The following is a 22,916-nucleotide window of genomic DNA, read 5'->3' as shown; positions in this document are numbered from 1 at the left end:
GGAGGCTACCGGATATCATATTCATCCCTGAATATTCGTCATAATAATTATTTTTATCTTTTGCAGGTCAAATTTGAATTTCGGAAACTTATAAATGAATTAAAAATGAGAATGCGTTTTTTGGCGCCATTGGTATTGAGTGCAATTTTCCTGGCATCCTGCGGTGGAGGTAAAGACTCAAACAGCGAAAAGAAAGAAGAAGCAGCGAGCAGTGAAACTCCTGTAGATAATTCCATGGTAAAAGCAGGTGCAGCTGAGGCCGCAGCTTCTAAAGGTGCAGCTTTGATAGAGCAGAAAGATTGTAAAACCTGTCATAAGGTAGACATGAAACTGGTAGGTCCTGCTTACAAAGATGTAGCCAAGAAGTATGAAGCTACAGATGCCAACATTGATATGCTGGTAGATAAAGTCATCAAAGGTGGTAGCGGTAACTGGGGTGAAGTAGCAATGCTTCCTCATGCTGATCTGCCAAAAGACGATGCTAAAGAAATGGTGAAGTACATACTGTCTTTGAGATAATTACACATAAAGGCTGACTAATTTAGTCAGCCTCTTTTTACTTTTCACGTTCAGGTCCAACTATAAAAAAACTCATCATGAAGAATATTGTTCCCGTTCTGGCGCTCAGCCTGATCTCATTAACCACGGCTGCCCAGCAAATTAATACCCTCACTGCCAAAGAAAAAAAAGCAGGATGGAAATTACTATTTGATGGTACTGATAAAGCCGGCTGGCATACTTATCTGAAAAGTGAAGCAACCGCTTCCTGGCAGGTACAGGATGGTGCATTAACCACCGACGAAGCTGCTAAAAAGAATGGTGCCGAAGGTGGCGATCTCGTTACCAACGATGAATATGAAAACTATGAATTATCACTGGAATGGAAAATCTCTGAAGGTGGAAACAGTGGAATCATTTTCAGTGTACATGAAGATCCAAAATTTGGTGCTACCTATCTGACAGGTCCCGAAATGCAGGTATTGGACGATGCAAAACATCCGGATGGTAAAATCACCAAACACAATTCCGGTGATCTGTATGACCTGAAGAAGGCTGTAAGCAATGCCGCAAAACCAGTGGGCGAATGGAATAAAGTAAGAATCCTGAAGAAAGACGGTCACCTTACTTTCTGGCTCAATGGTACTAAAACAGTAGAAACTACAATCGGTAGTGCAGAGTGGAAAGAAATGCTGGCAAACAGTAAATTCAAAAACTGGAAAGGCTTTGGTGAATATGCAAAAGGACATATAGCATTACAGGATCATGGCGACCAGGTTTGGTATCGTGATATCAAAATCCTTGTATTATAATTTACAATATAACTTATGAATACTATCCACGTCAAAAAACTATTACTGCCAGCATTTATATTAGTGCTGGCAGTTTTGCCCCTCATACCTGTTCAGGCAAAGCCCAAACCACGACTGCTGGTGTTTTATAAAACAGCAGGTTTCCACCATGACTGTATCCCTGCAGGTAAGCTGGCTGTAGCAAAACTCGGACAGGAAAATGGTTTCGAAATAGATACTACAGAAAATGCCAGCGTATTTAATCTTAAGGATCTGAAAAAATATGCCGCTATCCTCTTCCTGAACACTACCGGTAATGTGCTTAATGAAGAAGAACAAACTGCGATGGAAACATACATCCATAACGGTGGAGGATATATGGGAATTCATGCAGCTTCTGATACAGAGTACGACTGGCCCTGGTACAATAAACTGGTAGGAGCCTGGTTCTCTAATCATCCTAAACAACAAAACGCTACATTACTGGTGGTTGACCGGGATAACGATGCTACCCGCCACCTGGGTGAAAAATGGGAACGCTGGGATGAATGGTATAATTTCAAGAACCTGAATCCGGATGTGCATGTACTGATTAAAATAGACGAACATTCCTATGAAGGCGGAACAAATGGGGATAACCATCCCATGTGCTGGTATCATAATTTTGAAGGAGGACGTGCGTTTTATACAGAAATGGGGCATACAAAAGAATCCTATGCAGACCCCGTATACCTGCAACATGTATTAGGAGGACTCCGTTATGCAATGGGCATAAAGGCCGATAAGAAGAAATCATAGATTCAACATAGACTAACATGCAAATCAGGTACGTATGTATGCTGCTGGTATTACTGGGAACAGTAATGTCCAGTTGCGAAAAGAAAATCCGCCCCGGCAATCCCAGGGTGCTGGTATTTACCAAAACGGCCGGCTTCCGGCACGCTTCTATCCCTACCGGTATTAAAGCCATTCAAAAGCTGGGAAAAGAAAATGGTTTTGATGTAGACACCACAGAGAATGCTGCCAATTTTACAGAAGATACCCTGCAAAAGTATGCTGCCGTTATCTTTCTGAATACCACCGGAGATGTACTGAACAACTATCAGGAGGCAGATTTTGAAAGATATATCCAGTCGGGCGGTGGTTTCGTAGGGATCCATGCCGCTACAGATACAGAGTATGAATGGGGCTGGTATGGCTTACTGGTAGGTGCTTATTTCGATAATCATCCTGCAGGCATACACAAAGCCACGCTAACGGTAAAGGATAAATCATTTGCAGCTACTGTTAAGTTGCCTGAAAAATGGGAACATGCAGACGAGTGGTACAATTTTAAGAAGATCAATAAGAGTACACATGTACTGATCACCGTAGATGAAAAAACATACCAGGGTGGTACCAATGGTGCTGATCATCCAATCAGCTGGTATCATGAGTATGATGGTGGCCGTGCCTTCTACACAGAATTAGGCCATACGGAAGAATCTTACACAGAAGCGAATTACCTGGCACATATCCTGGGTGGGATCAAGTATGCCATAGGGAATAATCAGATTCTGGATTACAGTAAGGCGAACACATTACGTGTACCTGAAGAAGATCGCTTCACCAAGAACGTACTTGTTTCTGGTGAGTTCTTTGAACCTACGGAAATGACGGTATTGCCAGACCTGAATATTCTGGTAGCACAACGTCGTGGTGAAATCATGTACTTCGACCAGAAAACGCGTAAATTATCGCAGGCAGGTTTCCTGCGGGTATATTATAAAACAGAAATACCGAATGTAAATGCTGAAGAAGGCGTACTCGGATTGTGTGCCGATCCTGATTTCACCATGAACCATTACATCTACATTTATTATTCTCCTGCAGATACTTCTGTGAACAGATTATCCCGTTTCAAGTTTGAGAATAATGTGATAGATACGGCATCTGAAAAAGTAATTCTGCAACTGTATTCACAACGTAATATCTGTTGTCATACCGGTGGGTCTATTGCTTTTGGTCCCGGAGGATTGTTATATCTCTCTACCGGTGATAACAGTACCCCGTTTGATGAACCCGGACAGAAATATGTAAACAATGGTTTTGCTCCGTTGGATGACCGTCCTGGTCATCTGCAATATGATGGTCGACGTACATCTGCAAATACCAACGAGTTGCGGGGTAAAATCCTGCGTATAAAAATTAACGCAGATGGTACTTATACCATTCCTGAAGGGAACCTGTTCAAGCCAGGAACTCCAAATACAAAACCTGAAATATATGCAATGGGTACACGTAACCCCTACCGTATTTCAGTAGATCGCAAGAACAGTTATTTATATTGGGGTGAAGTAGGGCCGGATGCCAATAATGATGATCCTAACCGCGGTCCGCGCGGGTATGATGAAATCAACCAGGCAAAGAAACCAGGCAACTACGGGTATCCGATGTTTGTGGGTAACAACTATCCTTACCGTTTATACAATTATGAAACTGGTGAAAGCGGCCCTGCTTTTGATCCTGCCAAGCCGGTGAACAACTCCCGTAATAATACCGGGTTAAAAAATCTGCCTCCGGCGCAACCAGCGATGATATGGTATCCATATGCCAAATCGCCCGACTTCCCTTCTATAGGTAGTGGTGGCCGTAATGCGATGGCAGGCCCTGTATACTATAATGAATTTTATCCTCAGGAAACCCGTTTCCCGGATTACTATAATGGTAAGTTCTTTATTTATGACTGGATGCGTGGATGGATCAAGGCGGTAACTTTTGATAAGAATAATGACCTCTCCAAGATGGAGCCATTTATGCCAGGTACTAAGTTCAATGCCATAATAGATATGGAAATGGGACCTGATGGTCGCATTTACATACTGGAATATGGTAATGGTTGGTTCAGCAAAAATAAGGATGCCGGCCTGGCCCGTATTGATTACAATGGTGGTAATCGTGCTCCTGTTGCGGAGCTGGAAGCCAGTAAATTATCCGGAGGTTTACCATTTAAGGTAAAACTGAGTGCCAAAGGATCAAAAGATCCTGATGGTGATAAGCTGACTTATCTCTGGTATCTCGGTAATGGTACTAAAAAGGAAACAACAGAACCTGAACTAGAATTTACTTACACAACTGCCGGAGAATATGCGGTGTCTGTGGAAGTAAGGGATGATAAGGGAACTACTACCCGCAGCAAGGGCGTTGAACTATATGCCGGAAATGAAACACCTGATGTAAAGGTGAATATCACCGGTAATAAAATGTTCTACTTCCCTGGTAAATTTGTTTATTACAGTGTTGTGGTGAATGATAAGGAAGATGGTTCTGTTGCAGACAAGAAGATTGATATGGGCAATGTATTTATCCGGGCAGAGTATATGGAAGGCAATGATAAAGCAGGTATTCCTCAGCAGGGACACCAGATCATAACAGGCGCTATTGCCGGTAAGAATATGGTGGAATCCGGAGATTGTAAAACCTGTCATAAACCGGATGAAAAATCTATCGGCCCATCCTTTAAACAGGTGGCAGATAAATATAAAGATGACCCTAACGTATACGAATATCTGATAAACAAGATTATCAAAGGCGGTAGTGGAGTATGGGGTGAAACGGCGATGTCTGCACATCCTACCTTAACACAGGGAGAAGCGCATCAGCTGGTAGAATATGTAATGTCTCTTGGAGGAAATGTAAAGAAACCGGTTTCCCTGCCACTGGTAGGTACTATAGATGCCACTGTTGGTAATCCAGAAAAGGATAAGGGTATCTTGTATATCATGGCCAGTTATACCGATAAAGGTGGTCCTGGTATCAAGCCTATTACCGGCAGTGATGTAATTATGCTGCGTAATCCTAAACTGGGTGCTACAGAATCAGATAATTCAGATGGTGTATCTTCCTTTGAAATGGATGGGCTGAAATTGCTGATCCCTACTGCAAACGGATGGGTTGCTTATCATGATATTGATCTGACAACAGTCAGCGGTATCAACATTATCTATCATTCACAAGGGCCGCTGCTGTATGGTTATGTGGTAGAAGCATTTCTGGATAAGATGGATGGTACTAAACTGGGAGAAGTAACGATAGGCCCTGGAGCAAAAGAGAAAGTGCCTAATAACGCAATCATTTCCATTGCACCTGTTTCAGATAGCAAACGACACACATTGTATTTCCGTATTAAAGCGGCCAATGCGAATGAGAAAACATCGTTGGGAATAACATCGTTCCAGTTACAGACAAAGTAAAAAAACATGCTATAATAAAAAACGCCCCGGAAATTTTCCGGGGCTTTTTTATGCATACTGAGAATTAAAGTACATATAATTCTCAGTATGAGATATTATCATTTCCACCTGGAAATAAGAAGTTATTGTACATTCTTTATGGGAAATGAGTTTGTTCTTATTAAGGTAGTTCAGTGTAAAAAGTGATCGTACTTTGTGTTGGAGAATCAACGATGTCCACACGAACATAACCTGTAGGCACTTTTGTTGGATGTGCTACGTAATAATAAGTACCTTCCCGGCTAAAGGAATATGAGCCAAGGAAAGAACCTCCGCTATTGTAAAAGCTAATAGAACTAGGAGTACTACCTCCAACTACCGAATAAGTATTGCCATTGGGTAAAGTACCGCTACTTGCATACCCGGCTCTGGTAGCATGTTTGATATTGAGTTTAATTTTTTCAACAGGGCTATGAGCTGAAGAGCTTGACATAGCAAACAAAGCGCACACAAATAGTGCGAAAACGGGTAACTTTTTCATAGTAATAATGGTTTGTGATTGTGGGTTTTGAAAATGGTTTAATGGTAATTTAAAAATGGTATGCAATAAACTGGAACTCTTGCAGTGCCAGTGGGAACAACGCTTTTGTAATGTGTCTATGGGTTAAATGATAGACTGAATTTACATGTTTTTTTGTAAATCCACGATTATTTTTTTGCATATTGATTCTCAGGTTTTCTAAGAAATAAACGCTTTTAAAGCGCTTATTTCTTAGAAAACTTTCCTGCATAAAAGTAGTTGATCATTAGCACGATGATTACAATAAACAACCCGAAAAACTCACGTGTTTCCTCTATCCACGGTGTAGATGCTTTCATCGTACCTGCAATATTCTCACCATGATGTTCTATTGCCCAGTCGAGTACACCGGTTTTATCAAAGAAGAGATAAGCTGCATATACCAGGTAAACGAAAACACCCAGCAGGTATGCTTTCCTGTGAAATTTCTTTCTGGCTGCCAGCGCACAAAAGAAGGCCCCATATAAATAGATAGGCATCCATACATATGGATCAGGATCATTGTATTGCAGTCCTGCAAAAATGATAAACACGACGCAGAAAAAGATGTTGAATATTTTCATAAAGAAATTTTATGAGCGATACGCGAAGATAATAGATAAAAGATATATCTTTGCGTCCGCATTCCTTATTATTCACTTCTAAAATTCAAGGAATCATGACAGAACGTATTCACATATCGCCCCTTTCGCCCGCTGCCTAACAGGCATCATTTCCATTTAAATTATCTGGATAAGCACCAGTAGTGATCTATTATCAATACGCTGAAATGCTATTGCCTGCTATATCTGCGCCTGCGGAAGGGAATTGCTATCTCTACAGCATTATGGGACAAAAAGGTTCCGTCAGGAGCTTTGTGTCTTATCATTTACAAAATATTATCCGCACCAGATATGGGCAGTTTAAAAGCAAAAGAACTGAGTAAAATCGGTTATACAAATGACAGGACAAGAAGCCTTGTCATTAATATTATATCCAAACATTTCAAACATCATACAAAAGATCAGATTACTGCATTATTAACCAGTATTAAAAATGATCCGCAGTTATTTATCAATGATGCAATAACAGGCATTATCGCAGCTACTTTTATCGACAAAGAAGAAGTCTGCAATTTTAAATCCTTTTCATTATTAGAAGAAACAGGACAACTGAAAATCTATGGTGCAAAGGAAATAGAGCATTCCGCCAAAAAACAGATGGAGCTGGCAATGTCTTTACCAATCACAGTACAAGGAGCATTGATGCCCGATGCACACACAGGTTATGGATTACCAATCGGTGGTGTGTTGGCTACTCACCAGGCAGTAGTGCCCTATGCAGTTGGTGTAGATATCGGTTGCCGTATGGCTTTATCTATTATAGATGAAGGAGAGAGTTTTCTGAAACGATATTCTCACCAGATAAAACTGGCAATAAAGGAGTACACACATTTCGGTAACGAAGGCGGACTGGAATTTTATCAGGAGCATGCAGTAATAGATAGCCCGGTATTTCAGTCAACAGAATTGCTGAAAAAATTGCAGGCGAAAGCATTGCGGCAACTGGGATCTTCCGGCAGTGGTAATCACTTTGTTGAATTTGGAATCATCACATTAGCAGAAGATAATTCACTGGGGCTTCCAGCCAAAGATTATCTCGCATTGTTATCACATTCCGGTAGCCGTGGACTGGGTGCAAACATTGCACAGCATTATACCAAAATTGCGATGGACACCTGTAAATTACCCAGGGAAGCGCAGCAACTGGCATGGCTGGATCTAAATAGCGAAGCGGGACAGGAGTACTGGCTCAGCATGAACCTGGCAGGTGATTATGCAAAAGCATGTCATGAAAGGATCCATGCAAACCTGCTGAAAGCATTGAAATTACAGTGCCTGGCAACAATAGAGAATCATCACAACTTTGCGTGGGAAGATACTCTGGCCGATGGACGGCAGGTGATCATTCACAGGAAAGGAGCTACACCTGCCCATGCAGGAGAATGGGGTATCATACCGGGAAGTATGACAACAGCGGCATACCTGGTGAGAGGGAAAGGTATCGATAATGCGCTGTTTTCCGCATCGCATGGTGCAGGCAGAGCGATGAGCCGGAAAAGAGCAAGGGAGAATATGACTGCTTCCGGGCTGAAGAAAATGTTGTCCGATGCAGGTGTAACACTCATTGGTGGAAGCGTTGAAGAAAACCCGCTGGCTTATAAAGACATTGAAAAGGTCATCGCTGCACAACAGGAGTTGGTAGCAGTAGAGGGGCGCTTTTTGCCCCGTATTGTAAGAATGAATAAAGAGTAAATCATGGACAAAGTAATCATACAGATAACATCCGGAAGAGGTCCGGTAGAATGTTGCAGAGTAGTAGCACGGGTAGCTGAAATAATGTTGAAAGATGCAAAAAGTGCAGGCATCACAATATCCGTACTGGAAAGTAAAAAAGGAGATTTGAATGGTACATTATTATCTGCCACATTACTGGCTGCCGGAGAAGGACTGGCACCCTTTGTGAAAGAATGGGAAGGTACTGTACAGTGGATTGCACAAAGTCCTTACCGGAAGTTTCATAAGCGTAAAAACTGGTTTGTCGGAGTCGCAGTTTTTGATGTAAAGGAACAATTACAGTGGCGTGCAGGAGATGTGAAATTTGAAACCTGCAGGGCTTCGGGTCCGGGTGGACAAAATGTAAACAAAGTAGAAACTGCAGTAAGAGGGATTCATATTCCTTCCGGTATTCAGGTGCTGGCAATGGACAGTCGTTCGCAACTCCAGAATAAGAAACTTTGCATGGAAAGGCTGGAAGCGAAATTTATGGCCTGGCAGATGGAGAAGCTGGTACAGCAACAGCAAAACCAATGGCAGGAACATAATGAGCTGGAGAGAGGCAAGGCCGTGAAAACCATTACAGAACGTTTGTAAGAGAGAGTTTGTTATTAAATCAATCTCACTAACAAATCACAGGCTTTCGTCAGGAGGCTTGTGATTTGTTTTATAAAAGGAGATGTGCCAAAAACAAATGAGTTGCTTAAATGGCAGCATAGCTCCGATTCAAAGAGCCTGTATTTCAGAGGCTTGGTGATTAAAATAACATTTCATCCGAAGTCATATTTTTTTTTCAAACATAAGAACTTAGAAGTGTAATATGGGCTCTTTTAGGTACGACAAAATCCTTCTGATGATATCTTTCCATCCAATTGTGATAAAATATTATCCCTGTACTTGTATTAATTAAACGAATGTATTATCTTGGCTGCCAGTTAACACTTGAATTTTTAGCCCATAAGAAAACCGAAATCTAAATTCCATGAACCTAAATCTTTAGTGTTAACACGTATGAAATCTAAGCTGTGTGTAGAAAGAATTCCAATTTTATAGAGTAGCCCGGATGTATGTAATGCATTGATATTGTGGTGCAACTGCATTATTAATTAGTCAACAGAGAGGAACTGTACTTTAGAGCCAGTTAAGACCAGATCAGGATTTAACCCGGTACTTTTTGCTGTGCCCGTATTTACCGCCAGGTAGAAACGGGCCAGGAATAGGCCATTTATTAACCATAAAAAAACGATTCACGTTATGAACAAACACGTCTACCGCACGGTTGCGTGGTGCTGGCTGTTGTTACTTATTGCTGGCAGCGCATTAGCCCAAACAAAGTTTACGGGCAAAGTCACGGACGAAAAAACAGGGAACCCCCTGCCCGGGGTTACTGTAGCAGTAAAAGGCTCTAACAGGGGAACAGCCACCGCTCCAACAGGAGTGTTTAGTATTGAAGCAAAAAAGGGGGAGATACTGATATTCTCATTTGTTGGTTATGCACAACAGGAAGTACCACTGGGAGATGGATCCCAGTTATCTATTGTATTGAGTGAAAAAGTAGGTTCCCTGGATGAAGTAGTAGTAACAGGGTATGCTACACAACGTAAAAAAGATCTGACAGGTGCAGTATCTGTTGTAAATGTAGCTCAGATCAACAGGCAACCCACTGCACAAGTAAGTAACCAGCTACAGGGGCAGGTATCCGGTATTACGGTATTAGGTTCGGGACAACCAGGTGAAGAGCCACAGGTACGCATCCGTGGTGTAAATACTTTTGGTAATAACACACCACTATATGTAATAGATGGAGTACCTACCCAGAACATCGTGGATCTGAACCCCTATGATGTAGAAACGATGCAGGTATTGAAAGATGCGGGTTCTGCTTCTATTTATGGTGCAAGAGCCGCGAATGGTGTGATCATCGTCACTACCAAAGGTGGTAAAGTAGGTAAGGGAAGAGCAAGAGTTACCTATGATGGTTATTATGGTACGCAGCGTCCTAAAGGCGGGAATGTATGGAATCTCCTGAATCCACAGGAAACCGCCAATCTGAAATGGATGGCGTTAAAAAATACAGATCCGAACGTTGTGTATAACGATGGATTATATGGTACAGGAACAAGTCCTGTATTGCCTGATTATATTGCACCTGGCGGACTTCATGAAGGAGATCCCGGCACCAATCCTGATCTGTATTTTGTAGATCCGAATTACAAGAATCCATCGGATCTTGATAAATTCTATCGCATTACCAGAGCTAATAAAGGGGGAACAGACTGGTTCCATGAAATATTTAAACCGGCATCTATTACCAGTCATAACGTTTCTGTAAGTGGTGGTTCAGACCAGGGTAATTACTATCTGTCATTCTATTATTATAATCAGCAGGGTACTTTACAGAATACTTATCTGAAGCGTTATTCTATCCGCTCTAACAGCCGTTTCAATGTAAGTAAGCATGTACGTATCGGGGAAAACCTGGAGTTCTCCGTGATTGATAATCCGCAGATCACAGATCTGGATGAAGGGAGTGCTATTGGTATGGCATTTCGTGAACAGCCTATTATTCCTGTACGTGATATTAAAGGTAATTATGCGGGTTCTTTCAGTACCAATGGTGCGCAGTTGGGTAATGCAGAAAACCCTGTTGCTATACAGGATCGCATACGTAATAATAAAGGATTGGGAAATCGTTTATTTGGTAATGTTTACGGAGAAGTAGACTTCCTGAAACATTTAACTTTCCGTACCAGTTTTGGTGGTGAAATATTTGCAGCATCCGTAAATTCTTTTACCTATCCGGAATATGAAAACGTAGAGAATGATAAAGTAAATTCCTTTACAGAAGGTGCAAGCCATGGCTGGAATTATACGTGGACAAATACTTTATCCTATCATCAGAACTTTAACAACCTCCATGATATTAAAGTAGTAGCAGGTACGGAAGCATATGATAACAGGGGACGTACACTCACCGGTACCACACAGGGTTATTTTATCTTCGATCCTAACTTCACAAATCTGTCTACCGGTACCGGTACCGTGACCAGCGGCAGTGGTAATTATTCTGATGGATTGTTTTCTGTGTTTGGACGACTGGATTATAGTTTCCATGACCGTTACCTGTTAGGTGCAGTAGTTCGTCGTGATGGTTCCAGTAAGTTCAGTTCTAATTATCGCTACGGTGTATTCCCGGCAGTGAGTGCCGGTTGGCGTATTTCCCAGGAAAACTTCATGAAAGGCATTTCCTGGCTCTCTGATCTGAAGATCAGAGGTGGTTATGGCATCATGGGTAATCAGCTGAATGTTGAAGCATCTAATGCTTTCACCCAGTACGGTTTGAATAAGGGTTCTTCTTTCTATGATATTGCGGGTACTTCCAACAGCATTATGACTGGATTCCTTCAAACACATATCGGCAACCCGAATGCTAAATGGGAAAGTAACATCAACTCCAACATTGGTATTGATGCAACTTTATTCAAAGGAAAACTGGAAGTAAGTGCAGATTACTATCAAAAGAGAGTAAAGGATTTGTTATATAAACCAGAAATATCTGCTACTGCGGGCAGAACAGATCCTCCTACTGTGAATATTGCAGAAATGAAGAATCATGGTATTGATCTCTCTATTACGGCTACAGGTATTAATCTTACGAAAGATCTGGTATTAAAAGCGAATGCTACTTTCACTACCTATAAGAATACGATCGAAAGCATCTCTTATGATGCTCCATACTTTGATCTGGAATCCCGTCGCTTTAACGGTAGCTTCATTATCCGTAATGCAGTTGGCCAGCCTATTTCCAGCTTCTTTGGTTACAAGGTAGATGGCTTCTTTAATACACCACAGGAAATTGCAACATTAAATGAACAGGCGCAGAAAGCAACGAATAATCCGAATGCTGTTTACCAGACAGCATTAGGGGTTGGTCGTTTCCGTTATGCAGACACGAATAAGGATGGTATTATCACAGAAGCTGACCGTACTTTCTTAGGTAGTCCTAACCCGGATTTCAGTTATGGACTGAACCTTGAATTGGACTACAAAAACTTTGACTTTACTGTATTCTTCTATGGTGTACAGGGTAATGATATCTGGAACCAGGTTCGCTGGTGGACAGATTTTTATCCTTCTTTCGCAGGTGCAAAAAGCAAAACAGCATTGTATGATTCCTGGAGACCAGATCATATGAATGCAAAAGCTCCTATACAGGAAAACGCCGGTACGTTCAGTACTAACGGAGTTCCTAATTCATTCCTCGTGGAAAATGGTTCTTACCTGAGAGCAAAGAATATGGTGCTGGGGTACACCATTGCACCTGCCGCTTTAAAACGTGCTGGTATTGAAAAATTCCGCGTATATGTACAGGCAGCCAATTTATTTACGATCACAAAATATACTGGTATAGATCCTGAGATTTCAGGTGGTACTACCAATTTTGGTCTGGACGAAGGGGGATATCCTAATCAGCGCCAGTTCCTGGTAGGTGTAAATGTTGCTTTTTAACGTAAACGGTTATGTTTAAAACATTTTAAGATGAAACGGAATCTGATAAAATCAAAATATATTTTCATCATCTCAGTAGTAGCCGCAGGTTTGTTACTGGATGCATGTAGTAAGAGTTTCCTGGAGCGCGCTCCTCTGGGTACATTAACCGCCGGAGATGTTTCCAGTAAAGATGGTATCGCGGCTTTGCTGATAGGTGTATATGCTGCACTGGATGGTCAGGCGCCGGCTCAGACAGCTATCGGTGGTGGAAACCCATGGGAAGCTACGCCAACTAACTGGATCTATGGTAGTGTTGCCGGTGGTGATGCACATAAAGGTAGTGATGCGAGTGATCAGCCACCTGTAAGCCAGATTGCTACAGGACAGTTTGATCCAAGCAACGGGTTCTTTAATACCAAATGGAAGGTATTATTTGATGGCATTGTACGTGCTAATAACTTGCTTGCATTATTGCCGAATGCTACTGGTATGACTGCTGCAGAGAAGTCCCAGGTAAAAGCAGAAGCACGTTTTCTGCGCGGACACTTTTATTTCGAACTCAAAAAGATGTTTGACAAAGTGCCCTGGGTAGATGAAACAATGATAGTTGATTATAAGCAACCCAACAACGTTGATATCTGGCCAAAGATTGAAGCGGATTTTCAGTTTGCAACAGATAGTCTGGCTGAATTACAATCCCAGGTTGGCCGTGCGAATAAATGGGCAGGAATGTCTTATCTGGCTAAAGCATATGTGTATGAGAAAAAGTATGCAGCGGCTAAGCTATTGTTTGATGTTATTATAACATCAGGTAAAACTCCATTAGGCGTAAAGTATGCATTAACAGCCCGCTTTGAGGATAACTTCGATTCAGATAAGAAGAATAATTCAGAATCTGTATTTGCTATCCAGATGTCAGCCAATAATGGAACAGGACAGATAGCAGGAAGTAACCAGGGAGAGATGTTGAACTTCCCGTATAACAGTCCTTTTGGCTGTTGCGGTTTTTATCAGCCTACTCAGGACCTGGTAAATTCTTACCGCACAGATGCTGCCGGTTTACCTTATCTGGATGATTTTAATGATCATGCTGTTAAAAGCGATATGAAATTATTATCTACAGATCCTTTCACTCCTGATACAGACCCTATAGATCCACGTCTTGACTGGACGGTTGGTCGTCGTGGTATTCCTTATCTGGACTGGGGTAATCATCCGGGTCAGACATGGATTCGTGATCAGACTTATGCCGGTCCTTATGGTCCCAAGAAGAATGTATACTGGCAGTTTAATCAGGATAAATACAAGGATGCTAACTCATGGGCTCCCGGTTCTGCTATTAATGTTGTATTGATCCGTTATGCAGATGTATTGCTGATGGCTGCGGAAACAGAAGCCGAACTGGGCAATCTTGATGTTGCACAAGGGTATGTGAATCAGGTGAGAATCCGGGCAGGAAATCCTGCTACGAAAGTGTATAAATATATTAATGATGCTACTCCGATGGCAGGCTTCTCTACCACTCCGGCAGCGAATTATGTGGTTAATCCGTATCCTGCAGGTGCTTTCACCGGAGGGGGTAAAGCTTATGCATTAAAAGCAATTTATCATGAGCGTAAACTGGAACTCGCGATGGAAGGCCAACGGTTTTTCGATATCGTACGCTGGGGTATTGCCTCTACCGTACTGACGAGTTTCTACACTTACGAGTCCAAGATTACAACTGATCTTGCAGGTGCTAAATTTGTTGTAGATCGTAATGAACACTATCCCATTCCACAACGCCAGATAGATCTGAGCTTTAAGAATGGTGTTAAAACGCTGGACCAGAACAAAGGGTACTAAAATTTTGGTGAGTGATGAATACCGGATGACGGATTGCGAATGAGTTTTCATTTGTAATTCGTCATTCCTCGTTATATTTATACTATGCCGAATTTGTATATCATAGCGGGTTGTAATGGCGCAGGAAAAACAACTGCCAGTTATACTGTATTGCCGGAGGTGCTCGACTGTAAAGAATTTGTGAATGCAGATGGCATTGCAGCAGGACTCTCTCCTTTCAATCCTGAAAGTGTGGCATTTGAAGCAGGAAGGATCATGTTGCAACGAATTGATCATTTACTGGTAGAAGGAGCTGACTTCGCATTTGAAACAACTTTGTCTACCAGAAGTTATGTATCGTTTGTGAAGAAGGCACAGGGATTGGGATATACTGTAACATTACTTTATTTCTGGTTGGACTCTCCGGAGTTTGCAATTGAACGGGTGGCTGAAAGAGTTGAACAAGGAGGGCATAATATTCCCTCTGATGTAATTATTCGCAGATATTACAGAGGTATTCACAATCTGATAAATTTATACATTCCTGTTTGTGATAACTGGTATGTGGTAGATAATAGGGACGAAGTACAGGTAATTGCCCGGAAAAAGGAGGACTTTGACGAAATGATAATTAATAACGATATTTGGGGAACGATTTTAAGACAAAGTGAGCATAATGGAAGATAAAAAAATATATACCGACGAATTATTCGAAAGAATCTTAGTGGGGATAAAAAAAGCCCGCAAGAAACTTGTTGAAACCAGTGCCGCTAATAATGAAGAGCTGGTTATAAAAGGCAAAGATGGGAAGCCCCATAGGGTGCCGGCTAAAGATCTGTTGCACAGGCTGGACTAATACCATATTATTAAGTTTGTTAACCTCCCATAATCTAAGATTCCAATTATGCATTCCTAATTGCTATATTTTGAAATCACTATCCGCTTTTATCTTATTACTACTTATTGCCTGCAATCCGCCGGAGCCACACGAAAAGGGCAAAGCTTTAGCTACAAAATATTGCGGCAGCTGCCATTTACCAGTATCACCAACATTACTGGACAAAGTAACCTGGACTAAACATGTATTACCCGCTATGGCCCCAAAACTGGGCATTGGTGTATGGCATGACGATGAGTATTATCCTGCTACCATAAAAAAGGCTGGTCTTGTCAGTTTTGAAGAATGGATGGAAATAGTCGCTTATTATAAGGCCCTTGCTCCCGATAGCTTACTCCCTGCAAAAGTTCCGGTGCCCCTGAAGGAAGATGGGAACTTGTTCAGCATAAAGAAGCCTGTATGGAAGGATACTGCACAAGTCGCCACAACCACTTTGGTATCTGTAAATAACGGAAGGATTTATTCTTCTTCAGACGAAAAAGCATCCCTGCAGGTATGGAACCGGCAGTTACAACCATCCCTTGTAATGAAGCTGGAATCAGCTGGTGTAGATTTGTCGTGGCAGGGGAAGGATACCGCTTTACTGACCTGTATTGGTAATCTGCGTGCTGTAGATGCACCAAAGGGAACATTATGGAAAGTGATTCCGGATGCTCCGGCAAATGAGCAGGTACAAACAATCGGATTAGGATTACCGCGTCCGGTGCAAAGTGTGGCCGCCGATTTTAATAAAGACGGGAGAATGGACTATGTGGTATGTGGTTTTGGTCATAATTACGGTGGGCTATACCTTTTACAACAAAAGCCGGATGGTGAATATGAAAAACGCACTGTATGGGAAGTCGCTGGTGCTATACATGCCATTACCGGGGATTTTAACAGTGATGGCTGGCCTGATATCATGACACTGTTTGCTTATGCTGACGAAGGGATCTGGTTGTTCCTGAATGATCATAAAGGGGGTTTTAAATCAAAGAACCTGCTGCGTTTCCCGCCAGTATATGGATCTACCAGTTTTCAGGTGGTAGACTGGAATAAGGATGGCAAGCCAGACATCCTGTATACAGCAGGAGACAATGCTGATTATTCTATGATACTGAAGCCTTATCATGGAGTATATGTGTATCTCAACAAAGGAGACTTTACCTATGAACAAGCCTATTTTTATCCTGTAAATGGCTGTACCAAAGCAATAGCCGCAGATTTTGACGGCGATGGAGATCTGGATATTGGATCTATTGCCTTTTTCGCAGATCTGCAACACCGACCCGCAGAAAAGTTCATTTATTTCGAGCAAACCGGTGGCCTGCAATTTTTACCTCATGCTGTACCACAACTGGTGGAACAGGGAAGGTGGATTTGTATGGATGCCGGAGACTATGATCAGGATGGTGACCTTGATATTGTACTGGGCAATTATTCCCGCGGCTTTATTATCCAGGATGGTGTCAGGCCGGATTGGAATATCAATCAACCCATTATTCTGCTGGATAATAGTAAAAAATAGGCAGGAAATATCATACTCTTTTTAAAAATAGTATTGTTCGCTAAACGGATTTAACATGAACGATTATAGTTGTAACAAATAAATTCCTATATTGCAGTAGAACTACAGGCAAAATCGATGCTACTATCCGGCGTTTAACCCAAATAGCTACTGTTTTTCCTGGTTATTTAATGAAACTCAGAGCAATATACCCGGAAGGGGATATTGTCTTCTAATAATACTCCTGATTGAACTAATCAGGTTTTAGAATGGCGGAAGGAGGGGCACATTGTGCCTCTCTTTTATTTTAAATGCCTTCTGTAACAGTTTCACTTATTTTTTATCATATTCTGCTAACTTTAGCACCGGAAATATTAACCAGACGAATGAATGAACTATATCACTATGACAGGACCAGGATGGATGCATTGCTATACTCGATAATTGAAAGGAATAGTAGCAGCCAGATACAGCAGTGGTTGCAACAGCAAAAAGATAAACTGGAGGAGACAGGAGCATTGCAGCGTTTCAACCTTACATTCACCGCAATACCACGGTTCACGGGTAAAAATGTTATACAGCTCTCTGCATCAGACCTTACGGCACTGGCTCTTATGCCCGGATTTTTCATACAAGGTTATGCGTTAGACAAACTTGCCCGCATATGGTGGCTGTTACAGTTGTCAGCTAATGACAGGGAACAATATATACAAGCCATAGAGAGTTTATTTAATGCTGCTGATATGAATGAACTGGTAGCATTATACAGCGCATTGCCATTACTGGCATGGCCGGAGGAATGGAAGCTGCGTACTGCAGAAGGAATTCGCTCCAATATCGGATCTGTGCAGGACGCCATTATGCTGAATAATCCTTATCCTGCTTCCTGGTTGGATGAGGCTGCCTGGAATCAGCTGGTGATGAAAGCTATTTTTACAGACAAACCGGTACACCTCATATCAGGTCTCGATGAGCGTGCTAATCCACGGTTGGCAATGGTACTCCATGATTATGCGCATGAGCGCTGGGCGGCCGGTAGGCCGGTAAACCCTCTGCTTTGGCGGCTGATAGGCCCTTTTATTGATGAGGTCTTTTTTCGTGATATAATAAACGTATGGAATTCCGGTAATGATACAGAGAAAGAGGCCGCTGCGCTGGCATGTGCAGCCACCACTTTTAAACCCGCGCAGGAATTGCTGTCAGGGTCACCCGCATTAAAGCAGGAGATTACTGGTGGTCGGTTAACATGGGACACCATTGCCCGGCGTATAGCATAAACGTGTATCACACCTTCAATGTATATAATTTAAACTTGCAGTCGCAAAGTTTGTAAAACAGGTTTCAACCAAATTGTAATCGACATGTGTTGTAGTCATGAACTAACAGAAAAGAATTTACAGCCACTTACCGTTAATCCAGCTTTCCTGGAACGTATAAAAGGAATGCGTTTTTTTGATCCGCATATACATATGACATCACGTACTACCGACGACTACCAGGCTATGGCAGATGCCGGTATCAAGGCCATTATAGAGCCCTCTTTCTGGCTGGGACAGCCTCGTACAGGTGCAGATACATTCCGTGATTACTTTAACAGCCTCATAGGCTGGGAACGCTTCCGGGCCTCTCAGTTCGGGATTCAGCACTACTGCACCATCGGGCTTAATTCGAAAGAAGCTAATAATGAAAAACTTGCAGCTGCCGTAATGGAATTATTGCCACTTTTTATATACAAAGAAGGCGTTGTGGGGATTGGTGAAATTGGCTTTGATGATCAAACACCGGCTGAAGAAAAATATTATCGTGCACAGCTGGAACTCGCTAAGGAAGCAGGTTTACCCGTCCAGATTCATACTCCACATCGTGATAAAAAGAAAGGAACCCAACGGAGTATGGACATTGCCGTAGAACATGGAATTGATCCGCGTATGGTGATCGTAGACCATAACAATGAAGAAACTGTACAAGAAGTACTGGACCGCGGTTTCTGGGCCGCATTTACCATTTATCCATTTACCAAAATGGGAAATGAGCGAATGGTAGAAATTGTAAAGCAGTATGGGAGTGAACGTATTATGATTAATTCTGCAGCAGACTGGGGTATCAGTGACCCCCTGGCAGTACCCAAAACAGCAGCCCTCATGCACGAAAGTGGTATTGACTTGAATGATATTCATTTGGTAACTTTCCGCAATGCTATATCTGCCTTCGCACAAAGTGGTCAGATTAACGAAACAGATTTTGAAGGAGATAAAGAAATAGATCAAAGTTTGAAGTTCAACGGAAGTACTGTGCTGAGAGGTGGTCAGCAACCAAGACGAAACAATCTATCTAATATCATCAGATAACAGCAATTAACTTACAACTTAGGATCTTGTAAATTGCGCGTGGTGCTATCGCAACTGGCTTCATTGTGCATTGTCTGAGTTGTTCATGAAAAACCCGTATGCCAGGTGAATTATATTATTAGCAAATTGTTAGGATACATACGTTTAATGCGGCCTGCCAATATCGTGACTGCTGTTGCAGATATATTGGCTGGAATTGCCATTTCCGGTTTCCTGGGGCTGGCAGTCGTAAATTACCTTGATCACCTGTTGCCTGTTATGTGCCTTTGTCTGGCTACAATAGGTCTTTATGGTGGTGGGGTAGTATTAAATGATGTGATGGATGCACGGCTGGATAAAGAAGAACGTCCGGAACGGCCTATCCCCAGCGGACTTATTTCCAGCACACAGGCAATTGTACTGGGTAGTTACCTTCTGCTGGTAGGAGTACTGGCAGCATTTACCGTAGGCCGTATCACAGGTTACCTGGCGCTGGGCATTACCGTTTCAGCCCTGGTATATAATAAATGGGGGAAACATTTGTCATGGGGACCAGTGAACATGGGATTGTGCCGCGGACTGAACCTGTTAATGGGCATCAGTATTGTAGTGCCCGCATTAACCTGTTACTGGTGGATGGGGCTGATACCCATTTTATACATTGCCGCAGTCACTGTCATTAGCAGAGGAGAGGTACATGGAGGAAATAAACGGACTTTGCGTTTTGCAGCAGTATGTTATGCCCTGGTATATTGTACAATGCTGGTTCTGGCTATTATAAATGGTCATATATGGGAAGCCACTCCCTTTATTCTGTTATTCGCATTTATGATTAATTACCCGCTGTTTGCAGCTATAAAGGAGCCTTCAGGGCCTAATATCGGCAAAGCCGTAAAAGGAGGGATCATAGCATTAATTGTTATGAATGCCGCCTGGGTGGCAGCTTTTTCCTCTCTGCCGCATGCTATGCTGGTATTAATACTGCTTCCTGTATCTTTATTGCTGGCCAAAGTTTTTGCTGTTACATAAAGAATGTTGTAACGCTGCATTTATAGGACCCATATTTATATTGATAATTTAGTATTTTAGGAGTTACAGGTTCAATTTTCCAGGTTAGAAGAATCATTAGTCATGCCACAAATTCAACAATCATTCAGTGTGAATTTCACTTACGGAGTATTTTTCACACAACATCTTTTTGATCTTTCCAATCCTCATCTGAAGGATTTTTTATTAGCTCAGGCATCTCCGGGGTATAAAAAAAAGTTACTCGTAATAGTAGATAATGGAGTGATCAGCAAACACTCTTCGCTTGCCGAACAGATAGATTTATATTGTGCCGCTATAGAAGGTTATCAGCTGGCAGCACCAGTGATGGTTATTCCAGGAGGTGAGGCAGTTAAAAATGATGAACCGCTTTTTTATCAGTTAGTAGATGCCATTGATAAATATGCAATCGACCGGCATTCTTTTGTGTTGGCAATAGGGGGTGGTGCTGTCTTAGATCTGGTAGGATTTGCTGCAGCAGTGTCTCACAGGGGAGTACGGCATATACGTATACCCACTACCGTATTATCACAGAATGATTCAGGAGTAGGTGTGAAAAACGGGATCAACTACAAAGGGAAAAAGAATTTTCTCGGCACATTCGCTCCTCCTGCAGCTGTATTCAATGACTCCCATTTCCTGACTACGCTGGATCCGCTGGATTGGCGTGCAGGTATTGCAGAAGCAATAAAAGTAGCGCTGATCAAAGACGCAGCTTTCTTCGAATGGCTCGAGGTAAATGCCTTCGCGCTCGCCGCCGGAGATCTGCCTGCGATGGAGGAACTGGTATACCGTTGTGCTGCTTTGCATATGGCACATATTGGTGGCGCAGGTGATCCATTTGAAAGTGGTTCCTCCCGCCCGCTGGATTTCGGACACTGGAGTGCACATAAACTGGAACAGCTCACGGGATTTGCTCTGCGACATGGAGAAGCCGTTTCGATTGGCATGGCTCTTGACAGCGTATACGCTTCGTTGTTAGGTATGCTGGATGAGGCATCCGCGAACCGGATTGTAGATGTGCTGGAACAGTTACAACTGCCGGTGTATCATCCGCTGCTGGAAATGCAGGATGGGATGCCTTCTCCCGTGGTCAAAGGATTACAGGAGTTTCGGGAACACCTGGGTGGGCGACTAACTATCTGCCTGCTGAAAGCCATCGGTCAGGGTGCAGAAGTACATGAAATGGATCACGTCCTGTTAAATCAGGCCGTAGAAAAACTAAAGAACAGATATGCAAATAGCTGAAAGTCATCTTACCTATTGCACTAACATACACCCTGGTGAAAACTGGGCAGCGCACTTTCAACAACTGCAACAGCATATACCGGCTATAAAAGCCAGTATATCACCAGATAAACCTTTTGGCATAGGACTGCGGTTATCAAATACCGCCAGTCTTGAACTCAGTAAGGAACCTGCATTAAATGCTTTCAAAGCATGGCTGCAGGAGCAGAATTGTTATGTATTTACCATGAACGGGTTCCCATACGGAGGCTTTCATCATACAAGGGTGAAAGACCAGGTACATACCCCCGACTGGACTACCACAGAAAGAGTGGACTATACCATGCGTTTGTTTCGTTTGCTGGCAGCACTGCTGCCGGAAGGCATGGAAGGAGGAATCTCTACCGCACCACTTTCTTATAAGTTGTGGCATGTACGTTGTGAAACGGAAAAAGAAGCCGTCATGGAAAATGCCACCCTGAATATGTTACAAGTGGTACAGCAACTGGTAAGTATTCACCGGAGCGGAGGTCCTTTCATGCACCTGGATATTGAACCGGAACCAGATGGAATGCTGGAAAACTCACAGGAATATATCCGCTGGTTCTTTGATTACCTGCTACCTGCCGCTATCCCTATGCTGAAAGATAAATTCGGCTTTACGGATGAAGAGGCGGCAGAAAAAGTGAAAGTGCATATCCAGCTGTGTTATGATGTTTGTCATTTTGCACTGGTATATGAATCACCTGCTGCTGTGCTGGAAACGATGCGCCAATACGGACTTCGCATTGGTAAACTACAGATCAGTGCTGCTTTAAAAGCAATATTGCCTGAAAGCACTATAGATAGGGAGGCTGTCATCAACTCCTTCCGCACATTTAATGAACCTACGTATTTACACCAGGTAATAGCACGTACAACTACCGGTTACCTGCATTATCCTGATTTGCCGGAAGCCATATCAGATGCAGATAATATTACAGTGAAAGAATGGCGCTCTCACTTTCATGTTCCTGTGTTTATAGATCATTACGGATTGTTATCATCTACACAAACAGACATCCGGGAAGTATTACAGTTGCAGGTAAAAGAACCTTTTACCAGGCATCTGGAAATAGAAACATATACCTGGGATGTATTACCAGCAGATCTTAAACTACCTATGAGCCAGTCCGTTTCACGGGAATTGGGATGGGTATTACAGCAGTTGGAATATTGAGG

Annotated in this window: 18 protein-coding genes; 16 read left to right on the top strand and 2 right to left on the bottom strand. The window is 42.4% G+C overall.

What is annotated here, in order from left to right; translation table 11 throughout:
- Positions 1-105: 105 nt before the first annotated feature.
- The 4 genes from BM176_RS04790 (at position 106) to BM176_RS04775 (ending at position 5,521) form a co-directional block, all read left to right on the top strand.
- Positions 106-519: a c-type cytochrome gene (locus BM176_RS04790; protein WP_090101649.1), complete on the top strand. Its 414-nt coding sequence runs from the start codon at positions 106-108 to the stop codon at positions 517-519.
- Between the two features lie 77 nt (positions 520-596).
- Positions 597-1,310, top strand: coding sequence for a 3-keto-disaccharide hydrolase (locus BM176_RS04785; protein WP_090100078.1), 714 nt, complete (start codon positions 597-599; stop codon positions 1,308-1,310).
- Positions 1,311-1,325: 15 nt separating this feature from the next.
- Positions 1,326-2,087, top strand: coding sequence for a ThuA domain-containing protein (locus BM176_RS04780; protein ID WP_090100076.1), 762 nt, complete (start codon positions 1,326-1,328; stop codon positions 2,085-2,087).
- A gap of 17 nt (positions 2,088-2,104) precedes the next feature.
- Positions 2,105-5,521 carry a ThuA domain-containing protein gene (locus BM176_RS04775; RefSeq protein WP_090100074.1) on the top strand — a complete coding sequence of 1,139 codons (3,417 nt, stop codon included), beginning with the start codon at positions 2,105-2,107 and terminating at the stop codon, positions 5,519-5,521.
- 160 nt (positions 5,522-5,681) lie between these two features.
- On the opposite strand, the gene BM176_RS04770 is transcribed toward BM176_RS04775, so the two are convergent.
- Together BM176_RS04770 and BM176_RS04765 are read right to left on the bottom strand one after the other, a co-directional pair.
- Positions 5,682-6,041: a hypothetical protein gene (locus BM176_RS04770; RefSeq protein WP_143097709.1), complete on the bottom strand. Its 360-nt coding sequence runs from the start codon at positions 6,039-6,041 to the stop codon at positions 5,682-5,684.
- Positions 6,042-6,265: 224 nt separating this feature from the next.
- Positions 6,266-6,643 carry a transmembrane 220 family protein gene (locus tag BM176_RS04765; RefSeq protein ID WP_090100070.1) on the bottom strand — a complete coding sequence of 126 codons (378 nt, stop codon included), beginning with the start codon at positions 6,641-6,643 and terminating at the stop codon, positions 6,266-6,268.
- 330 nt (positions 6,644-6,973) lie between these two features.
- On the opposite strand from BM176_RS04765, the gene BM176_RS04760 reads away from it, so the two are divergent.
- From BM176_RS04760 to eboE, 12 genes are all read left to right on the top strand, one after another.
- The gene (locus tag BM176_RS04760; protein ID WP_090100068.1) at positions 6,974-8,374 is read left to right on the top strand and encodes an RtcB family protein; all 1,401 of its coding nucleotides are present in this window, start codon (positions 6,974-6,976) and stop codon (positions 8,372-8,374) included.
- Positions 8,375-8,377: 3 nt separating this feature from the next.
- Entirely contained in the window at positions 8,378-8,992 is a 615-nt protein-coding gene (prfH, locus tag BM176_RS04755; protein WP_090100066.1) for a peptide chain release factor H, read from the top strand.
- 657 nt (positions 8,993-9,649) lie between these two features.
- Complete coding sequence (locus BM176_RS04750) at positions 9,650-12,904, top strand: SusC/RagA family TonB-linked outer membrane protein (protein ID WP_090100065.1); 3,255 nt, start codon at positions 9,650-9,652, stop codon at positions 12,902-12,904.
- A 30-nt stretch (positions 12,905-12,934) separates the two neighbouring features.
- Positions 12,935-14,731: a RagB/SusD family nutrient uptake outer membrane protein gene (locus BM176_RS04745; RefSeq protein ID WP_090100063.1), complete on the top strand. Its 1,797-nt coding sequence runs from the start codon at positions 12,935-12,937 to the stop codon at positions 14,729-14,731.
- A gap of 84 nt (positions 14,732-14,815) precedes the next feature.
- On the top strand, positions 14,816-15,397 hold the full coding sequence (locus BM176_RS04740; RefSeq protein WP_090100061.1) for a zeta toxin family protein: 582 nt from the start codon (positions 14,816-14,818) through the stop codon (positions 15,395-15,397).
- On the top strand, positions 15,387-15,566 hold the full coding sequence (locus tag BM176_RS32100; protein ID WP_143097708.1) for a hypothetical protein: 180 nt from the start codon (positions 15,387-15,389) through the stop codon (positions 15,564-15,566). Before BM176_RS04740 ends, BM176_RS32100 begins: the two co-directional genes overlap by 11 nt.
- A gap of 70 nt (positions 15,567-15,636) precedes the next feature.
- Positions 15,637-17,115, top strand: coding sequence for an FG-GAP repeat domain-containing protein (locus tag BM176_RS04735; protein ID WP_218162147.1), 1,479 nt, complete (start codon positions 15,637-15,639; stop codon positions 17,113-17,115).
- A gap of 365 nt (positions 17,116-17,480) precedes the next feature.
- Positions 17,481-18,371 (top strand): EboA domain-containing protein, encoded by an 891-nt coding sequence (locus tag BM176_RS04730; protein ID WP_090101646.1) that lies wholly within the window; start codon positions 17,481-17,483, stop codon positions 18,369-18,371.
- An 84-nt stretch (positions 18,372-18,455) separates the two neighbouring features.
- Positions 18,456-19,442 carry a TatD family hydrolase gene (locus tag BM176_RS04725; protein ID WP_090100057.1) on the top strand — a complete coding sequence of 329 codons (987 nt, stop codon included), beginning with the start codon at positions 18,456-18,458 and terminating at the stop codon, positions 19,440-19,442.
- Positions 19,443-19,547: 105 nt separating this feature from the next.
- Positions 19,548-20,450 carry a UbiA-like protein EboC gene (gene eboC, locus BM176_RS04720; protein ID WP_218162146.1) on the top strand — a complete coding sequence of 301 codons (903 nt, stop codon included), beginning with the start codon at positions 19,548-19,550 and terminating at the stop codon, positions 20,448-20,450.
- Between the two features lie 102 nt (positions 20,451-20,552).
- Entirely contained in the window at positions 20,553-21,716 is a 1,164-nt protein-coding gene (locus tag BM176_RS04715; protein ID WP_090100053.1) for a 3-dehydroquinate synthase, read from the top strand.
- Positions 21,703-22,914 carry a metabolite traffic protein EboE gene (gene eboE / locus BM176_RS04710; RefSeq protein ID WP_090100052.1) on the top strand — a complete coding sequence of 404 codons (1,212 nt, stop codon included), beginning with the start codon at positions 21,703-21,705 and terminating at the stop codon, positions 22,912-22,914. Before BM176_RS04715 ends, eboE begins: the two co-directional genes overlap by 14 nt.
- Positions 22,915-22,916 lie beyond the last annotated feature (2 nt).

The organism is Chitinophaga sp. CF118 (assembly GCF_900112615.1).
GTDB lineage: Bacteria > Bacteroidota > Bacteroidia > Chitinophagales > Chitinophagaceae > Chitinophaga.
Note: the sequence above shows the minus strand (reverse complement) of the source record. Positions and strands in the feature narration are given on the sequence as shown.